Consider the following 18,739-nt stretch of genomic DNA (forward strand, 5'->3'; position numbering starts at 1 on the left):
CGCGCACCGTGTCATTCCACTCCGCCAGCACCCGACGCCGCTCCGCCGCGTCGAGAATGTCGATTGCGCCAATCGGCCGACTGGGATCGTGTGCGATTGCCTCGACCAACCTCACGAGACGTTGCTGGTGCCAGGCGAGATCGTTCGAGGTGTAAAGGGCGGGATTGGCGTCGAAATCAATTCGAAGCCCTTTTCCATCTCCACGGTCGTAGACGAAAATTGCGAGGTCGTCGGCCGAGCCATTGGAGAGGTTGTGAGTCGTTGCGGAATGGCCGCCGAACCGGAGGTCGTAGTCGAATGGCTCGATATTGATGACAGTGGTAAAAAGGTGCCCGTTGGTGGAAAGCAGGCTAAGGTCCCGCCTGAGGTCCTCGTATCTGTAGGACTGGTGTCGAATCGCTTCGCGGACCTGCCTTCCCACATCGCGAATGAGTGCCGTCGCGCTCATGCTCGAACTCATCGCCAAACGTAGCGGCACGGCGTTGGCAACCATGCCGGGAACACGCCGCAGCCGTCCCTTGGGCCGGGCGGCAACCGGCAGGCCAACGACCAAATCGTCAATACCTGTCACGCGATAGAGATAGGCTGCGATCGCGGCGATCATGATCTGTGGGAGACTTGCGCCGCTGGCCTGCGCCGTTGCGCGCATCGCCTTCACGCTTCCAGCACCGAGATGGGTCGTCTGGCGGAGAAGGCCACCGACATTTTGCCTTCGCTGATCGGCAAGACTAAACGCAACCGGGCGATCGGCGAAGTGCTTCAGCCAATACTCGCGGTCGCGTGCAAATCGTTCGGAGCTCCGATACGCGGTCTCTTCTTCGAGGAGAAGCGCCAAAGGACCGAAAGTACCTTGTTCGGGAGCGCGTCCCTCGGTGAGAGCCGTGTAGATCTCGGCGACGCGCCGGGCGAAGAGCCCGCCGGTGAAACCGTCCATGACGATGTGATGGCTGCGATGATACCAGAAATAGTGATCCGCCGCGGCCTTGAACAATGCGCAGGTCCAAAGCGGCCCTGTCAGCAGATCGACCGGTTGGGTCAACTCTGCCATCATCCAGCTTTCTGCTGCCGCCCGCGGGTCAGGTTCGGAGCTAACGTCGATGAATGGAAAGGTCGTATCCAATCTGCGGGGAATCATCTGGCGAATTCCATCACTTCGCTCGATGAACCGCACTCGCACGGTTTCCGCTTCCATCCCGGCTTGCCGCAAGGCCGCCTCGAACAGCGGGGGATCAATCGGACCGTGTATCTCTATGGACTCCGCAAGATTGAATATCGAGTCCGGCGAACTGAACTTCTGCGCAAACCACATGCCCGTCTGAGCCGCGGAGAGTGGCAATACCTGTGAAGGTTCGTTAATCGCGTTCACGGCTTCCCCAACCATGTATTATGCCTTAGACGGATGATCGAGTCTGCGGCTATGCCGGATGGCTATCAGCGCGGGCTCTCGGAAGCATGTCCGTCCAGTTTGTGTCGATGTAGTCGATGCAGGCCCGGCGGCTGTTCTGTGCGTAGACCACGGACCAGCCGGCCGGAATCTCCGCAGCTGCGAGCCAGAGCGAATGTTGACCTTGGTCATTGAGCAGGACGACGAAGGTGCCGCCCTGATCATCGAAAGGGTTACTCACGTCTCGTGCTCCGATCTCGACTAGGGGATGACTTCAGTCGTGCGCCCACGATCAGGCCGCGGCTGCGTGCGCGAGGCCCACACGCGCTTCAAGCTGTCGAAGGATTTGTGTAGACACGTCAAGCTGTCCGGCCATGGCGATGGTGTTGCCGACTCGGCGCGCGGGGCCGAGGCGCTCGAGTCGCCAGCCAGCCCGCCGCAGGACTCGCTCCATACGCACGTCGACGACACAAGCGATCGTGTTTATGCCGTTCGACAAACTGAATTTCAGAACTCCGATCAGCAGATCGTAGGTCGCTTGTGATATGCCCGATTGAGTGCCGCCGGTGTTCCCGCTCACTGCAAATCGGCTGGCTTCCCACACGCGTTCTCCGCGAGGCACGGCTGCCTTGGTCACAAGGGACGCAAAGATATCGCGAAGCATATTCGGACCGGTCGTCGGCAGGAGGCGGACGCAACCGTTCAGGATGCCGTGTCTGTCCATCGAGAGCAGATAGCGAGGCCGCAAGGCGTCGTATTCGTCAACCTCAAGTTCGCCGCTTACGATGACGTCCCAACCGAGCCGGTCCTTGAAGACCGCCTTCCGAAGACGATGCATTTGATACAAACCGCTACCGCTGATGTGGCGTTCTGCATTGTCCTTCGTGACAATTCGTATCATTGGCGTCCTCGTGCCGTCCTCGTGCCGTCCGTCAGGCTGGAGTATGACCCGGCGCCAACATCAGCTCGAGCTGTCTACCTTTGCAGGTATCCCGTGTTTGGGGACTGCCCTAGAGTCGGCGTCGGTAGCTCGCGAACATGCTGCGCTATGCACCGACGCGGCCACAACGGGTGGTGCCGACACGATAGACGGATGCGACACCAAGTGACCTCGAAGAGCGACGCTACGGAGAGCGACGCTATCAAGACGCGCATCTGCAAGCCCAGGCGCGGCCACTCCAAGGTCGCGGCACTTCGGACCGCTCGACGAACGGCTACATGCTGATGATGTCGTACGCCAGTCCCTTGGCGACCGCCTGTTGCACGGTCGCAACTCCGAGCTTGCGCTTGGCATTCTGGGTGTGAAAGACAACCGTTCGTCGGCTGACGTTTATGATTTCCGCTGTGTCCAAAGCGCTCTTTCCGCGAGCTGCCCATTGCAGGCAGACCCTCTCGCGCTGTGTCAGGTATGGGCGAGGCGATGACGTGGGCGATGGCGTTACGTCACGCAATTGCGCATACAGGTAGATCGCAATGAGATGCAGCTGATGGCGGTATTTCTCGACTTGGGATTCGAACGCCGGACGGGAATTGCCAGCCGAGAGCGTGAGTGTGGCAACTTTACCCTGGCGATCATGGATCGGAATCGTGACACCACGTCGAATGTTGAACTCGCTGGCCTCTTTTAGAAGCCCCTTCTGCCTGTTGGTCAGCCCTGCATCAAATCGATCAGCCGACCAAGCGAAGGGAAGCGTCGTTGTAACCGAGCGGGCGATCACCGGATCGATCCTGTCGTACCGATTTGCACAGTACCGCTCCACCCAGGAACTCGGATACGTCGTCATTGCCAGTGTATCGTCTTCGTCACCTCGCGGCGTGAAGCTTAGATAAGCGAAACATGGAAAGCCGTACTGATCCAAGGTCTGTCGCAATAGACGCTCGATTTCATGCGCGTTGTCGCATGTCGTCAGATTTTGAACGAATTGTTCAAATACCCTCATGTCGCACCCCCTTGCCTACGACAGCCGCGCCTTTCTTCGAGCTGATCCATAACCGATTTGGGGGATACGGCGACACTTCTGGTCCCTGTTGGTGATGTTGCCGTCGGACCATTGCGTTGGCGGTGAAGATCATCGTGACTATTGACCGTTGGTTACTTACTTGAATTCGTGCCTTCCTGAGCTGCCACCACAGCATTCATAATGGTTTATGAACGAGGATAGGCTGCATAACGACTCTCCAAGCTTCACATCCCCACCATCAGACGAATCCGAAGCTAAGGATTCCGCCGAGCTCACGAACGATGCCCTGAAGTTGATAGTACCTCGACGCATTCAGAGGTTGCAAATGAAAATTGCACGACAATCAGATTTGGAACAGCATTGCTGCGAGTTCTCGTAGCTGCGTCGCAAAGCCGCGGCCTAATCGAGCTGATGAATCCAATTTTCATTTTCATGAGCAGATCAGGCATCAGTTTGGTGGTGCTGCTGTTGGTGCTAACGAGATGCCGCGGGGGGGGGCTCGGTCTTGAGCGCGCTGGGTCACTCGCGACTGGACGCGCCTTGCAAAGATGCGGCTTCCCGCTATTGTCGCGCGATCGGACGGAAGCTTCCTGGTGCTGGCACCTAATGAGCTTGGTGTGAAATGGATTTTCAGCATTTCGAAATCGATGGTCTTGTTCTCATCGTCCCCTCAAGGCGTGGTGACCATCGGGGGTTTTTTTCGGAGACCTTCCGCAAGGATGATCTGAGGGCACACGGCGTGATGGACGATCTGGTCCAGGAGAACCATGTCTTCTCCGCCGAACGCGGGGTGCTGCGCGGACTTCATTTTCAACTGCCTCCCAAAGCCCAGGGCAAGCTCGTTCGTTGCGTCGGAGGATCGATCCTGGATGTGACCGTGGACATCCGGCGAGGATCACCGACCTACGGACGTCATGTAGCGATCGAGTTGTCAGCGGCGAACTGGAAGCAATTGTGGGTACCCCCAGGTTTCGCTCATGGCTATGTGACCTTGGAAGCACCAGTCGAGGTTATTTATAAGGTGACCGACTATTGGGCCCCGGATCTTGAGCGAGGGATCGCCTGGGATGATCCGGATCTTGCAATCGATTGGCGATTAGCAGGCGAGCCCATTTTGTCTGAAAAGGATCAGCGGAATCCTCGACTCAGTTCCGTTGTCTCTCCCTTCTCCGTTTTCTCTTCCTTCAAGAATGCGCAGGGGAGCCACTGAACATGCACGTTCTTGTCACGGGCGGAGCAGGATTTATCGGCTCGGCGGTTTGTCGGCATTTTGTTTTTGACCTTGGCCTCAAGGTCGTTGTCGTCGACAAATTGACCTATGCCGGCAATTTGGCCTCGCTTGCGCTGGTTGCCGAGCATCCCAACTATGCGTTCGAGAGGGCCGACATCTGCGATGCAGATGCCCTGCAGAAGATTTTCATCAAGCATAGACCGACTGCCGTCGTTCATCTTGCAGCAGAAAGCCACGTTGACAGGTCGATCACCAGCGCAAATGCATTTGTCCAAACAAACGTTGTAGGCACCTTCACCCTGCTGGAGGCCACGCGCCGCCATCTCGACCATAATCCCCTGCTCGCCGATCGATTTCGGTTCGTCCACGTTTCTACCGATGAAGTTTATGGCTCGTTGGGAGAGACCGGACTTTTCACCGAACTTACGCGATATGATCCGAGTTCCCCCTACTCAGCGACGAAGGCCGCGTCTGATCATCTTGCAAAGGCCTGGCACAGAACCTATGAGGTGCCCGTCATTGTATCCAATTGCTCAAACAATTATGGGCCCTATCAATTTCCTGAAAAGCTCATTCCGTTGATGGTCCTCAACGCTCTGCACGGGGAGCCGTTGCCGGTTTATGGAAATGGTCTCAATGTCCGGGATTGGCTGTTTGTTGAGGATCATGCGCGCGCACTGGGCTTGATCCTCGAGAAGGGAGTTCCAGGCGAGACCTATAATGTCGGCGGTCGCAACGAACGCTCCAACATCGAGGTGGTAAGACAAGTCTGCGCATGCCTTGACGAACTGCGTGGGCCCGCACATTCGCACGACGGCTTGATCACCTATACCGAGGATCGTCCGGGTCACGATTTGCGCTACGCCATCGACGCAACAAAGCTCGAAACGGCTCTGGGTTGGCGCGCTGAGGAGACTCTGGAAAGCGGCATCAAAAAGACGGTCAGATGGTATCTTGAGCATCCCGCGTGGTGGAGGCCGCTGCGCGAAAACGTATACCGTGGCGAGCGACTAGGTCTTGGTCGACATTGAGCAGAACGATGCGTCTATATGTTATTGGGAGCGAAGGTCAGGTCGCTCGATCATTGCGGGAAGCTGCCGCAGCGAACCCCGACATCACGATCAGATGCTCCACGCGCTCCGACCTCGACCTGTTGCGCATCGAACAGATTGAAAGGGCTTTGGCGGAGTTCTCGCCAGACATCGTTGTAAATCCTGCCGCCTATACCGCTGTCGATCGTGCGGAGACGGAACCGGATCTGGCCTACTCGATCAATTCCAAGGCAGCTGGTGCGGTCGCATCAGCAGCAAGTCGATTGGATGTTCCCGTCATCCATCTGTCGACGGATTACGTTTTCGACGGCAAGAATCCGGCTCCTTACGTCGAAACCGACGCGACTTCGCCGCAGAGCGTATATGGTCGATCGAAGCTCGCCGGCGAAGTCGCGGTGGCGTCTGCCACCGATCGTTACCTGATCTTGCGAACTTCATGGGTCTACGCGCCCTATGGCAACAATTTCGTAAAGACGGTCATGCGGCTCGCCCGGCAACGGGATCGATTGGGTATCGTCAACGACCAGATCGGCTGCCCCACTTACGCGCCCGACATCGCCGATGCCATCATTGCCGTCGCTCGGCAGATCGCGGGTTCGGGCTGGCAGTCTGGTCATGGCGGCGTCACGCATCTGGCGGGTCCTGACGAAATGAGCTGGTTCGAGTTCGCCAGACGCATCGTCCTCGACCTCGCAACGAGACGAGATTGTCCAGCCCGTGTTGAGGCGATCTCGACGAAGGACTATCCGACGGCCGCTGTTAGGCCGGCGAATTCCCGTCTGAACTGCGACAGATTGAACTCCGTCTTCGGGCTGCGCCTGCCTCACTCATCGCAATCCTTGCGAATCTGCCTCGATCGCCTGTGCGATCCCGCTCACGCCAATTTGGAGTAGATCTTGAAAGGCATCATTCTGGCTGGCGGAACCGGCACCCGCCTCTATCCCATGACGTTGGTGGTGTCCAAACAGCTCCTGCCGATTTACGACAAGCCAATGATCTACTACCCGCTAACGACATTGATGCTGGCGGGTATCAGGGACATACTGATTATATCGACACCGGGCGATCTTCCGCTATTTCAGTCCCTGCTGGGCGACGGCGGGCAATGGGGACTGACGCTATCCTATGCCGTGCAACCCAAACCTGAAGGCCTGGCTCAAGCCTTCATTATCGGGGCAGATTTTGTGCGCGGCGAATCGTCAGCCTTGATCTTGGGCGACAACATCTATTTTGGCCATGGTCTGCCGGACATGCTTGTCAGGGCCGCTGGCCGCCGGTTCGGTGCGACGGTCTTTGCCTATCATGTCGCCGACCCCGAACGGTACGGCGTGGTTGGCTTCGACAGCACAGGACAAGCAACTTCGATAGAAGAGAAACCCGCAACTCCAAAATCGAACTTTGCCGTGACGGGGCTATATTTTTATGATCCCCAGGTGGTCGAAATTGCCGCCAGCATTGTTCCCTCCGCGCGAGGGGAGCTTGAGATTACCGACGTCAACAGGGTCTATTTGGAACGAGGGCTGCTCGCTGTTGAGCAAATGGGCCGCGGCTTCGCTTGGTTGGATACTGGAACACCCGACAGTCTCATGGCCGCCGCGGACTTCGTCGCGACCCTGGAGAAACGGCAAGGCTTTCGCATCGCCTGTCCGGAGGAGATCGCGTTCAAACAGGGTTTCATCGAGCAGAAGCAGCTGGAGCGGCTGGGGGCAGCGCTCGGCAAGAGCGACTACGCCAGATACGTGCAGGCTCTCGCCAAGGCAGCTGCTCTCTGATACGCGCGCGTTCCGAGATTGACGTTCGACGATTCGCGTTGATTGATGGCGCGCGCCGTGTGTTCGACAGGCCTCGGCGAGCTAGAAACGTGCTTCGCCGCAAACGTCTTGTGTCAACTTGTCCCGGAAGAGCCGTTTTGCAATCACTAGACCAGGTGTGGTGCCCTGCTGTGCTCGTCCCTTCTCATCCATGCTCTCGACGGCCCGACCCGCGGCTCGCTTAAATTGCGCAAATGCCCAGTTGTCGAAGCTACGGTCGCTCGCGTGCACCGTAGCTAGGACCGTAGCTTTATAAGCCAAGGTTCGAAAACCGCTTACTATTCAATGCTCTTGACTGACACCCCTTCCTCCAACGACCCGACGAGCCTCGCCGAGAAGGTCCGCCGATCCGCCCACCATCTTCCGGGGTTTCTGCTTTTGGTCGTTGGCCGGAGACCTTCTTCGGAGGGACTATGGGTGTATTTCCATCTCATCGATGGCACCTGGCTCGAGGCTAAGAACGCCCACTTCTAGGCCAATATCAGATCATGATGGATGGCTCATCATGGCACGACAATCTTCGGATCGAGCGCTACGACCGCACCTTGAGTTTAGCCGGGTCGACGCTCTTCTCTTTCGCCCACGCGGCCACGGTTGATCAAGAAATGTTCGAATAACCGAGTCGTGGTTGACGCAAGTTGACTCGCAATCGGAAGGACGCTTGATGCGGGTGCGCGGGCTATACGTCGCAATCAGCTCGTCGCAGTTCGGTTCTCGGTCAGAGAGCGAGCGGCGCTTCCGGGGCCGCACTTGCGGCTCTATCGAGGGCCGACAAGGGTCCTCGGAGGAGGCGCAGCCCAGGGAATTGTTTGTTTCGTCGTCCAAAATGGGATATATGGACCCTAGCTGTTCAGGTCTCGCGCCGAGGCCGCTTAAAGCTGCTGAATTGGTCTGCGCGCCGCAGATCGCCTGATCGACGGGACCCCAGCGCGCCGCTTGGGAAGTTCGAACATCCGAAACCCAATCAGACGAGGCCACTATGTGCGGCTTCTGCGACAATTGGCGTGCGCGAATTTCCGATAGACGACGCCGGCTCGAAAGCCTGAAATCGGCGCCCTCCCTGTACCCGATGGGCGCCTCCATTGACGCAGTCGGGGAGCTGCGACGGAAAATCGGCGTGTACGAAACATTGCTCGATCGGCCGCCTTGCGGGCCAGCCAGGACGTGAAAAACACGGCCTCCGTCCCTTTGGGCGGTGGCCGTTGCGCCGAGAACCTCCCAAAAACGATGAATCCAAGTCTGGGACTTATTCTGGGACTTTTGGACCGGAAATCCCGGATTGTTCGGGTTTTTGTTCCATTTTTGCGCTCGGTCGAGAAGCCGGAGATGGACTAAAATTCCTTTAGCTTCAATTGAGTTACGGGACCAATTTCGCTCTCAAGCCGAAGCCGAGCCCGATATCTGGAATACTAGACGCAGCTGATGCCCCAGGCCCGATGAAGACGCAAACCTCGACCCGCCTGCTATTGGGTTGCGGGTTTTTGAGATTTCGGCGCCATGCGACTCTAGGCCTTACTACTCTGGTGTGTCTATCTTCGCCCTTTGCGCGGCGGGTTTTGGCGATAGCGCTCGTCTTGTCGGAGCCGACTGGAATATCGGAGGCGAGATGGTGGCGTGATCGTCGTCTCGGCCTTTGAACCGCCAACCGTCGTTGCCGGTCTCGACGATGTCGCAGTGATGGGTCAGCCGGCCAAGCAGCGCGGTTATCATCTTGGCGTCGCCGAACACGCTGAGCCATTCGCCGAAAGCAAGATTGGTGGTGATAATTACGGAGGCGTGCTCGTAGAGCGTCCGAGAAAGGGAGCAGCGTCAAGCCGAGACCTACTTACTGCTAATTGGCTCGTCGACCGACGTTGTGCGCCGCCCCTCAGAATTCGACCACCGATTGACCACCGCTACAGGGTGAACGAACGTGGAAGCTCGTGAGGCGACGCCACGAAAAACGTCAATGTTCTCCGAGACCTTCGAGCAAGCAGGCCCGCTCATAACGGTCTGGTTGCAGGTTCGAGTCCTGCCGGGCCCACCAGCGATCTCAATGAACGGCTTGTGTGATTTTGCCATTGCGGGCTCGGCGCACCAGATACGTCCACGTTTCGTTCGTGCGGAAACACTGCCAAGTTCGGCGTCCGATGGCTCACAACGGCGACGTGCTGCCGTGGAGCTGGAAGCCGGCCGATCATGTCAAGATCTGAGGCCATGTGCAGCAGCCGGACGCCTACATCGGGCGTCTCTCCGCCTTCTTATTCGACATGATCGTCTTCTCTGTTCGATACTACACGGCTGCACATGAGCGGTCGACAACATAGCATTGGTCCGGCTTCCGTCGTGATCTCGCGGTGATGACATCTGGTGGTCCATCCGGGAGTCCGTGCTCAGCCCCGCCTGCCAAGCGGGCGCACATGTCCTCGTCAGGATCGCGGGGCAACACAGACACAATAGCGCGCTCGACGTCTCAATCGAGTTGTCATCGCCGGCAAGATAGCGTGCTCTCCGCATCCGCTTCGATCCACCAAACGTCTCTCCGCCGATCAGCGGAAACTCAGCCAATCTTCTGTCGCCGCACTGTCTGCGAGACGGCGCTCGCCAGAGCCGCGAGCGCCGTCGGGTTGTTCATATTCTGCTCAGCCGCGGGCTCGTCGCTCCGTGCGTCGCAGAAACATCGCGCGGCGAATCCACCCCGCATCGCCACGCCCTTGGGAATCGGGGAGGTCTTCACTACAACCATTCTCGCCCGAAATCGAACACCCCACCCTTTGCAGATCAATTACTTAGCTCGCCAAAAAATCGCAAAATCCCTATTTTCAAGCGCGAATCCGCGAACTCGGGCTAGTAGTTCGCAGCGCAAGTTGCTCGCGATGAATCGCATAGCGAAGCTGGACGACGCTGCGAGCGCGCGCCTCTCGCCCGCTCTGCCAAATCTTCGTTGTTCATCGCCGGCCGCGGCCGCCGCCCAGGCCGGGAGGACTGCCGCCGCCAAGGCCGGGAGGACCCCCGCCGCCAAGACCGGGAGGACCGCCGCCTCCAAGGCCGGGAGGACCGCCACCGCCAAGGCCGGGAGGACCGCCGCCGCCAAGGCCGGGAGGACCGCCGCCGCCAAGGCCGGGAGGACCGCCACCGCCCAGCCCGGGAGGACCGCCGCCTGGCACAGTAGCGCCGCCCGGGACGTCCGAGCCGCCGGGCGTCGCGCCCGGAGTTTGCTCGGATCTCGTACCTTGGATCGAGTCACCCGGAAATTTGTTGACGGACTGGATGGATTCAACCCGCAAGCCACGGGAACTGTCAAAGGTGGCGTTCACGACCACGCGGGCATTGCCTGAGGATGCGAAGCGACTATTGTCATGCGCGACATAGCCCGAGCCGAATTGCAGATAGCTGCCGACGCGGCGGACATAGCCTTCGATCGACAGACGGTTCGCGCCGAAGAAATCAGAGAGGTCGTCAGCCCTTATGCGCGAGATCTGCATCACGCCTTGCGTAACGCGGCCCTCAGCCTGAACACGTTGTCCGACGAGTGCGGCATCGGCGCCGTTGAGTCGCAACCCGCCTATTCGCAGGCCGCCGCGATCGCGTTCGAGTGGTCCGGAAACCCGCGTTGTCGCGTTAAGGCGTTGCTCGACCAGGCTTGAGACGATCACGCCGTCGATGCGGCGCACCCCGAAGACCGCGACATTGGCGCCCGGACGGCGCCAGCTTTCGTGGCCGGCCGCTATGATCCGCTGGCCCAGCACGGTCATCTCGCCGTCCCTGACGCTTTCGATAGGCCCCATCACCTCGCTGACCACGTTGACGCCGCGGGTGATCAGCGAACCGTTCGCCTGCGGCAGCGCCAGCACACGGGCCAGATGTCCGATCTTGAGCGCCTTCGCCGATACCGGTTCGCCATCGATCCGCACCGGGACGTTCGGCGCATAGCTGATGCGTTGGCCGTTGACGAAAATGCTGCCGAAACGCTGAATGACGCCAACAATGCCGGTGCCGCCGATGCCCTGATCGTGGCCACGCGTGATACCGGTGCCGCCGATACCCTGATCGCTGCCGCGGCGCACCTGCGCCCAGGCGGAGGACGATCCGGCAAGCCAGAGTCCCATAAGCAACGAGCGGCGCGAGATGACGGGCTGCTTGGTCATGACGAGCCGCCTTCGTCAGCATCACCATTCGCCGCGTCGTCCGGACCTTCGCTGTAAATGTAGATGCCGAAATTCCAGCGGTGGTCGCCGCCCTTGTCCCTGGCGAGCGCGCGGTTTGCTTCCCGGTTGGCGATCTTCAGGGCGTCCATGGCCAGTTCGCGCGAACGCCCTTCGAGACGTCTTGCGAGCTTGGCTGAAAGGCCGTCATAGTGCACCGCGCGTTCGAGGAAACGGGGTGCTGGCCCGGATACGTTTTCGGCGGCTGCCGCGATATGATCATGCAGGTTACGGCCGAGATAGTGCCATTTGCGCTCGTCGTCGCCGCGCGGAACGAAGCCGGTATCCACCAACACGATCTCTTCATCGCCGTTGATGGTCACGAGTTCGCGGTCCAGCCATTCATCCAGCACTGCGCGCGGGCGGACATCCTTCGTGATCGAACTGACGAGTTGCTCGAACGAGGGCGCATCGCCACTGGCCATGCGCGGCAAGGGCAGCGGATCGCCGTTCGCGTCCGTGAACTCCGGAGCGGCGAGCCAGCGTGCCATGATCGCGCTGGTCAGCGACAGAGTGGCAGGCGTTTCATTGACCGGCGCACCGGCGCCGCGCAGCCGCGCAACCTCCTTGCGGTGAATTCCGGTGAGCAGACTCACGCGGCTGTCGGTCTGCTCCTTTCCCTCCAGGGCAAAGTCGTGCTCGGCAACATTGACGAAGAGTTCTCGCAACAGCTGAGCCAGCTCAGGAAATGTCATTCCGCCGCGGATGCATAGCCGCACCAGCGGGCGCAGCAGGCGCGCCAAGGGCGCGCGCAGGCTCGCCGCCGCAATCGGCTGATGCGAAGCCGACTTCGATCTCCGGGATTTGGCGTTCATGGCGAAATTGTAGCGGCGAGTCCCGTGGGATACAATCCCACTTTTCCGTCGAGATCAATTGACGTGTGAAATTTTCCCACATATAAGGGAGGCGCTCAGTCATGGAGAGTTCGGCCATGCTCGCTCCCTCTCGGCGCCTCTCGGTGCTTCACATCTTCAATGACTGCTATCCTGACCTGTTCGGCGGAGCCCCGTCGGTGATCCGCGACATATGCGCAGGACTGAAAGACGCGTTCACCGCCTGCGTGCTGGTCTGCTCCAAGTCGAACGGGCAACGGCGCATCGTCGTGAACGGCGTAACGATCGAGCGCGTGCGCTCGTTCGGCGATGTAGGTTCGCTTCCGGCCGCGCCGACTTATCCGCTGCGGTTGTGGCGCCAGGTCGCCGATCACGATCTGCTCGCGCTTCATGCACCGTTTTCGCTCGCCGATCTCATGCTCGCCCTGGGGTTGGGCCGCGATCGACCTTTGGTCGTGCACTACCATGCGGACATCGTTTCGCATGCCGGACTGAGGTGGTTTATGAAGCCGCTGTTGCGCCGGACGCTGCGGCAGGCGGACGCAATCATCGTGTCCAATGCCATTCTGCTGTACAGCAGCCCGCTGCTGCAGGAATTCGCTGAGAAATGTCACGTCGTTCCGTTCGGCGTCGATGCCTCGAAGTACGATTGGCCGGAGCCGCGCGACAATGACGCTGCCGAACGCGATCGTGGACGGCTCGTGCTGGCTTGCGGGCAACTCGTCCCCTACAAGGGCTTCGATGTGCTGGTGCGAGCGGCGGTCGGCCACCGCTTTGAGGTCTGGATCATCGGCGAGGGTCCAGAACGGGCACGGCTTGAACGAATGATTCATAGCCTCGGCGTCGCGGATCGCGTCCGCCTGCTCGGCTCCGCTCCGAAGGCCAAACTCGCCAGTCTCATGTGTACAGCGGACGTCTTTGTCCTGCCGTCCGTGACCAATGCGGAAACGTTTGGCATCGCTCAACTGGAAGCGATGGCGGCGGGACGGCCGATCATCAATACATGGCTTGACACGGCCGTTCCACGCGTTGCGCGCCACGGCATCGAGGCCATCACCGTTCCACCCGGCAATCATGTTCGGTTGGCGGAAGCGATCGAAACATTGCTCCGCGATCCGGAGCGGCGCTGGCGCATGGGCCATGCCGCCCGGCTTCGCGCAACGACGCAATATTCCGTCGACGCCTTCGGGAAGGGAATCGAAACTGTCTATCGCCATGCCGTGATGACCAAGGCATCAAGCCGGTCGACCCTGGCTTCACGCCCCGGAACAATCGGAACGGGTCCGGAAAATCGACATTGCTGAGACTGATTGTGCTGAAACTCGTCGCGCAGGCTCAGCTCGCGATCACGATCCGTGAATAGTCAGGAAGGAGCTACTTATGTACTCGCAAAGCATACCTCTCGTAGAGAATGCGTGGGACGGGCCTGCGCGCGATCCAAACGGCCGATTCGATCCGCGGATTGGAAAGCCCATGAAACCGCCTGGCCGTTCTCCTCGCCCCTCCGGCCTCAAGGACGACGATATCGCGAGCGACCGGCCGTCGATTGGCAGGCGAACACTCCACACCCTTGCCCGGCTCGTTATTGCAGTTCTCATCGGTATCGGCGCCACCCTTGCCTGGCAGTCCTACGGTAACGCAGCAAGGGACACGGTGGTGGCCCGGGCTCCATCGCTGGGCTGGTTGTTATCCGTCTCGACGACGAAGTCGCCAGCCATTGCTGCAACTGTCCCGGACCCGATGCAGCAGCTTGAGCCCCTGGCGTTCAATCTCGATGTCGTGCGGCGCAGCGTCGAGCAACTCACCGCCAAGCAAGAACAGATGACCCAGAGCATTGCGACGCTGCAAGCTGTCGCAGACGACATCAGACAGAGAATGTCAACAACCCCGCCTTCGTCGCTGTCCCAGCAGCAGGCGGCCCCGATCCCGCAGCATAAACCCTCGCAACCCAGGGCACAGTCAGCGGCTGTGCAGTCGTCAGTGCCTCGTCCGCTGCCCTCTGCCGGACCACCCCTGCTCTCGCGCTGATGGCCCAGATTGCCGGCGGGCTTTTTTATTGATGGGACGTAGACGCGCGCGGCATGACGGTGCGTAAGCTGCGCCTCAAGTCACGTATCGTGAATTTGTCGATACCCGCTTCCTTAATCACGCGATTGACCATCGTTTTGAAGTCGGACATTTGGCGTCCGGACTTCATAAGCCTGCGAAACTGCTGGAGAATCGACGTTCAATGGCGGCCCCACGGCCTACTACCTTCCGCCTATGAGAGCCTGGCAGAGCTGATGCTGTAATCGCTCCCGATGCTTGCAGCGCGACTGCACATCTGGGGCTTGGCGCGCACGTGCCACAACAAAGAAATATGCGGAGGGAACTGATGAATTTCACGAGCAGGAGATTCTTGGCTGGCATCTCGACGGTTGCCTTCCTCGTCGCCGGCACGCTTGGCGTCCGCGCCAACGACTCGGCGCTGAAGGCCGCCGGCGAGCCCGGGGCCTGGGCGATGGCGGGCCATGATTACGGCAACACCCGGTTCAGCCCGCTCAAGGAGATCAACACCGAGAACGCCGGCAAGCTGTCGCTGGTCTATTCGTTCTCGCTGGCCTCGCTACGCTCGAACGAGGCCTCGCCGATCGTGATCGGCAACACGCTCTACGTCTCGACGTCGTGGGGGCCGAAATACGTCTATGCGCTTGATGCCGCGACCGGCGCGCGCAAATGGACCTATGAGCCGGACATTCCGGACGATACGCTGCAATATGCCTGCTGCGACGTGAACAGCCGCGGCATCTCCTATGCCGACGGCAAGCTGTTCGTCGGCCGGCTCGACGGCAAGCTGACCGCGCTCGATGCCGCCACCGGCAGGGAGCTCTGGACGTCCAAGGTGGTCGACTACAAGCAGGGCTCGGTGATCACCTCGCCGCCGCTGGTCGTGCGCGACAAGGTCATCACCGGCTTCGGCGGCGGCGAGTACGGCGTGCGCGGCTCGCTGCAGGCCTACGACATCAACTCCGGCAAATTGGTCTGGCAGACCTATACCGTGCCTGCGCCCGGCGAGCCCGGCAGCGAGACCTGGAAGGGCGACACCGGCCTGCATGGCGGCGGCGCGGCCTGGCTGGTCGGCTCCTACGATCCGAAGAGCGACACGGTCTATTGGGGCACCAGCAACCCCGGTCCTTGGAACACCGCTGTGCGCTCGACCGGCAATGGCGATTTCGGCAAGCTGACCAATCTGTATACGGCGTCCACGCTGGCGCTCGATCCGAACACCGGCAAGATCAAGTGGCACATCCAGACGACGCCTGCCGATGCCTGGGACTATGACGGCGTCAACGAGGCTATTCTCGCCGATCTCAAGGTTGGCGGTGCGGCTGTCCCGACGCTGATGAAGGCCGATCGCAACGGCTTCTTCTTCGTGGCCAACCGCGAGACCGGCAAGGTGATCTCGGCCGAGAAGTACGTCTTCGCCAACTGGGCGCAGAAATGGGACATCTCGACGTTGCGCGCGGTCGAGGATCCGGACAAACGGCCGGGCCCTGGACATCCCGTCAAGGACGTCTGCCCGAACCTGATCGGCGGCAAGAACTGGCAGCCGATGTCGTACAATCCGGACACCGGGCTGGTCTACATCCCGGCGAACAATGTCTGCATGGACTGGTCGGTCAGCGACGTCTCGTACAAGCGCGGTGTGTTCTATCTCGGTGCGGAATTCCCGACCAAGGAAGGCCCCGGCGGCTTCCTCGGTGAGCTCATTGCCTGGGATCCCGTGAACAACAAGAAGGTGTGGTCGATCCAGGAAGACCTTCCGTTCAACGGAGGCACGCTCAGCACCGCCGGCGGCCTGGTGTTCTCCGGCAATCTGCACGGCGATTTCCGCGCCATCGACGCCAAGACCGGCAATATCCTGTGGAAGCGCAATCTCGGCTCCGGCATCGGCGCCGGTCCAGTGACCTACTCCGTCGACGGCAAGCAGTACGTAGCTGTCGTCGTCGGCCGCACCGCCTCGATCCCGGCGTTCCTGGGCGAGATCGGCAAGAAGATGACGAACGCGGCTCCCGAGGGCGGCGCCCTGTTCGTGTTCGCGATCCAATAGCCGCAACGCTCGCGACGGCTGCGCGTGCCCCCGGCCGCGGGGACACGCGCAGCGTTTAGCCAATCCGCATCAAGCGGACGAAGACGGCCCGGCCGCGAGACCGAACCGTACAAACAGATAAACAAGACCCGAGGGATCGAGGATGCGCCTGAATCGCCGTCAGACTGGCTCGAAGTGGCGGGCCGCCGCCGAACTGGCAGCAAGCGCGACGGCACTCGTCGCCTTGGTGGCCTCCACCGTGCTGGCCGCATCGTCGGCGGGCCTGGCCAACGAGGCGGACCCGCTGCGGCTCTGTGCGGATCCGACCAATCTTCCATTCTCGAGCGACAATCCAACGCAGCCGGGATTCTACCTCGAGGTCGGCCAGGCGCTGTCACAGCAGCTCGGACGGCCCGTGACGTATGACTGGTACAAATCCTATTTCGGCAAGCGAACCGTGCGCGTGACGCTGCTCGGCAAGCAGTGCGACGCGATGATCGGCCTGCCGCTGTCCTCGGATTTCATGGGACCGACGGTGATCTTCTCGAAGAAGATCGCGACCGAGACCTACGCGCTTGTCAGCCGCGGAACGCTCGTCGTCCACAGCATCGACGACCTCCGAGGCAAGCGCGTCGCCGTGCAATACCAGACCACGCCGCAAAATCTGCTGGCCCAGCGCGACGACATCGAGAAGGTGACGGTGCTGACGCCGAACGAAGGCTTGGCGGCGCTGGCACAGGGCAAGGCCGACGTCGCCTTCGTCTGGGGACCGGTTGCAGGCTGGCTGAACAAGACGACCTACGAGAGCAGCTTCAGGATCCAGCCGGTCGAAGGCGACGGTCTGTCCTGGGATGCCGCGATCGGCTTTGCCAAGAGCTCCACGCAGCTGCGCGATCAGATCGACGCCGCCTTGCCGCAACTCGCACCGCTGATAGCCAAGCTGGCTGGCAAATACGGGCTGCCGAACGAACCACCGATCAGGCTCGGCGCGCTGCCTGGCCCAATCAAGCTGGCCTCGCTGGCCGGCCCTGCTCAGCTTCTCCGCCAGCCGGTCGCCGAGGCGGCCGTGATCAGGGTTTCGGACGCGGCTGCTGCGAGCGATTCCAAGACCGAGGCGGTCAGCGCCGGCAAGGAGATCTTCAACGGCACCTGCGCGCATTGTCATGGACCGGACGCCGTGCAGGCGGAACGAAAGATCGACCTGCGGCGGCTGCAGACCCGTTATGGCGAGGATATGCGCGACAAGTTTTGGACCACCGTGCATGAAGGCCGTCCGTCCAAGGGCATGCCGGCCTGGAAGGAGGTCTTTACCGACGAGCAGTTCGAGAGCATCTATGCGTTCCTGCGGACCGTGCAGTCGTCCGAAACGGCCAATTGAAGGAGGCGGACACCGGCCGCTCGATCTGCCGGATCACCCGGCGCGTGCAGGGGGCAAGTGAGGGGGCGGACATGACGCGCTTTCTGATCATCGACGATCATCCGCTGTTTCGCGAAGCCCTCGGCAATGCGGTGCGTCTGGCGCATCCTGACGCCGAGATCTTCGAGGCGCTGTCGATTGCCGATGCGCTCAACACCCTCGCGCTAGAACCCGACATCGACCTGGCGCTGCTCGACCTGACGCTGCCCGATGCCGTGGGCTTCTCGGGCTTCCTGCGGCTTCGTGCCACGCATCCCCGGCTTCCGGTCGCGATCGTCTCCAGTGATGAAGACCTCAACGTCGTGCGCGAGGCGCTTTCGCTCGGCGCCGCCGGCTATCTGCCGAAGTCGACCTCGAAGCGTGAGCTGACGTCCGCGATTGAGCGCGTGCTCAGCGGCTCGATCTCGGTCCCGAAGGACTTCGTGCCCGTGGCCGAGCGCCACGGCAACGGCTCCGCCCGCGCGCTGCAGGCGCGCCTCGAGGAGCTGACCCCGCAACAGCTTCGCGTCCTCGACCTGATCAGGCGTGGCTATCAGAACCGGGAAATCGCGGGCGAGCTTCAGCTCGCGGAGTCGACCGTCAAGGCGCACATCACGGAGATCCTGAGAAAACTCCGCCTGTTCAGCCGCAACAAGGCCGTTATCGAGATCGGCAAGATCGCGCTGCCCGTTCCGGCCGACCGCCAGGGATCGCGCAACGCCTCGCGCAGAAAGCACCCGTAGCGCTATTGCTGCGCTGCAGGAGGTCACGGCCGCCGCAGGCGTCGCACCGTTGATGGCGTCTTGGTCGTTGATTGA

Annotated in this window: 15 protein-coding genes and 1 pseudogene; 9 read left to right on the top strand and 7 right to left on the bottom strand. The window is 60.7% G+C overall.

What is annotated here, in order from left to right; translation table 11 throughout:
• The 4 genes from QX051_RS28805 to QX051_RS28820 all read right to left on the bottom strand — a co-directional run.
• Positions 1–1,366 (bottom strand): condensation domain-containing protein (locus QX051_RS28805; RefSeq protein WP_315778445.1); only part of this gene is annotated, 1,366 nt, incomplete at its 3' end.
• 49 nt (positions 1,367–1,415) lie between these two features.
• Complete coding sequence (locus tag QX051_RS28810; protein WP_315774298.1) at positions 1,416–1,625, bottom strand: MbtH family protein; 210 nt, start codon at positions 1,623–1,625, stop codon at positions 1,416–1,418.
• A gap of 51 nt (positions 1,626–1,676) precedes the next feature.
• Positions 1,677–2,285 carry an acyl-homoserine-lactone synthase gene (locus QX051_RS28815; RefSeq protein ID WP_315733680.1) on the bottom strand — a complete coding sequence of 203 codons (609 nt, stop codon included), beginning with the start codon at positions 2,283–2,285 and terminating at the stop codon, positions 1,677–1,679.
• A gap of 313 nt (positions 2,286–2,598) precedes the next feature.
• Positions 2,599–3,324 (bottom strand): LuxR family transcriptional regulator, encoded by a 726-nt coding sequence (locus QX051_RS28820; protein ID WP_315774297.1) that lies wholly within the window; start codon positions 3,322–3,324, stop codon positions 2,599–2,601.
• Between the two features lie 643 nt (positions 3,325–3,967).
• Between QX051_RS28820 and rfbC the strand changes: the two genes are divergently transcribed.
• The 4 genes from rfbC to rfbA are packed head-to-tail and all read left to right on the top strand — an operon-like array spanning position 3,968 to position 7,400.
• On the top strand, positions 3,968–4,555 hold the full coding sequence (gene rfbC, locus QX051_RS28825; RefSeq protein WP_315778446.1) for a dTDP-4-dehydrorhamnose 3,5-epimerase: 588 nt from the start codon (positions 3,968–3,970) through the stop codon (positions 4,553–4,555).
• 2 nt (positions 4,556–4,557) lie between these two features.
• Positions 4,558–5,607 carry a dTDP-glucose 4,6-dehydratase gene (rfbB, locus tag QX051_RS28830; protein ID WP_315778447.1) on the top strand — a complete coding sequence of 350 codons (1,050 nt, stop codon included), beginning with the start codon at positions 4,558–4,560 and terminating at the stop codon, positions 5,605–5,607.
• 8 nt (positions 5,608–5,615) lie between these two features.
• A complete protein-coding gene (rfbD, locus tag QX051_RS28835; RefSeq protein WP_315778448.1) occupies positions 5,616–6,521 on the top strand; it encodes a dTDP-4-dehydrorhamnose reductase in 906 nt (301 codons plus the stop codon).
• Between the two features lie 3 nt (positions 6,522–6,524).
• Positions 6,525–7,400: a glucose-1-phosphate thymidylyltransferase RfbA gene (gene rfbA, locus QX051_RS28840; protein ID WP_315778449.1), complete on the top strand. Its 876-nt coding sequence runs from the start codon at positions 6,525–6,527 to the stop codon at positions 7,398–7,400.
• A 1,554-nt stretch (positions 7,401–8,954) separates the two neighbouring features.
• Here rfbA and QX051_RS28845 read toward each other — a convergent pair.
• The 3 genes and pseudogenes from QX051_RS28845 to QX051_RS28855 form a co-directional block, all read right to left on the bottom strand.
• Positions 8,955–9,227 (bottom strand): annotated as a pseudogene (locus tag QX051_RS28845) (ATP-binding protein); the annotation flags it as partial.
• 1,139 nt (positions 9,228–10,366) lie between these two features.
• Entirely contained in the window at positions 10,367–11,566 is a 1,200-nt protein-coding gene (locus QX051_RS28850) for a hypothetical protein (RefSeq protein ID WP_315778450.1), read from the bottom strand.
• Complete coding sequence (locus tag QX051_RS28855; protein ID WP_315778451.1) at positions 11,563–12,438, bottom strand: DUF6502 family protein; 876 nt, start codon at positions 12,436–12,438, stop codon at positions 11,563–11,565. Before QX051_RS28855 ends, QX051_RS28850 begins: the two co-directional genes overlap by 4 nt.
• Before the next feature lie 101 nt (positions 12,439–12,539).
• On the opposite strand from QX051_RS28855, the gene QX051_RS28860 reads away from it, so the two are divergent.
• The 5 genes from QX051_RS28860 (at position 12,540) to QX051_RS28880 (ending at position 18,664) form a co-directional block, all read left to right on the top strand.
• The gene (locus QX051_RS28860) at positions 12,540–13,760 is read left to right on the top strand and encodes a glycosyltransferase (protein ID WP_315778452.1); all 1,221 of its coding nucleotides are present in this window, start codon (positions 12,540–12,542) and stop codon (positions 13,758–13,760) included.
• A 169-nt stretch (positions 13,761–13,929) separates the two neighbouring features.
• Complete coding sequence (locus tag QX051_RS28865) at positions 13,930–14,484, top strand: hypothetical protein (protein WP_315778453.1); 555 nt, start codon at positions 13,930–13,932, stop codon at positions 14,482–14,484.
• 370 nt (positions 14,485–14,854) lie between these two features.
• Entirely contained in the window at positions 14,855–16,546 is a 1,692-nt protein-coding gene (locus QX051_RS28870) for a PQQ-dependent methanol/ethanol family dehydrogenase (protein WP_409998150.1), read from the top strand.
• Between the two features lie 142 nt (positions 16,547–16,688).
• The gene (locus QX051_RS28875) at positions 16,689–17,903 is read left to right on the top strand and encodes a c-type cytochrome (RefSeq protein ID WP_315778455.1); all 1,215 of its coding nucleotides are present in this window, start codon (positions 16,689–16,691) and stop codon (positions 17,901–17,903) included.
• Positions 17,904–17,974: 71 nt separating this feature from the next.
• The gene (locus QX051_RS28880) at positions 17,975–18,664 is read left to right on the top strand and encodes a response regulator transcription factor (protein WP_315755223.1); all 690 of its coding nucleotides are present in this window, start codon (positions 17,975–17,977) and stop codon (positions 18,662–18,664) included.
• Positions 18,665–18,739 lie beyond the last annotated feature (75 nt).

The sequence above is a fragment of the Bradyrhizobium sp. SZCCHNR1053 genome, from assembly GCF_032381235.1.
GTDB lineage: Bacteria > Pseudomonadota > Alphaproteobacteria > Rhizobiales > Xanthobacteraceae > Bradyrhizobium.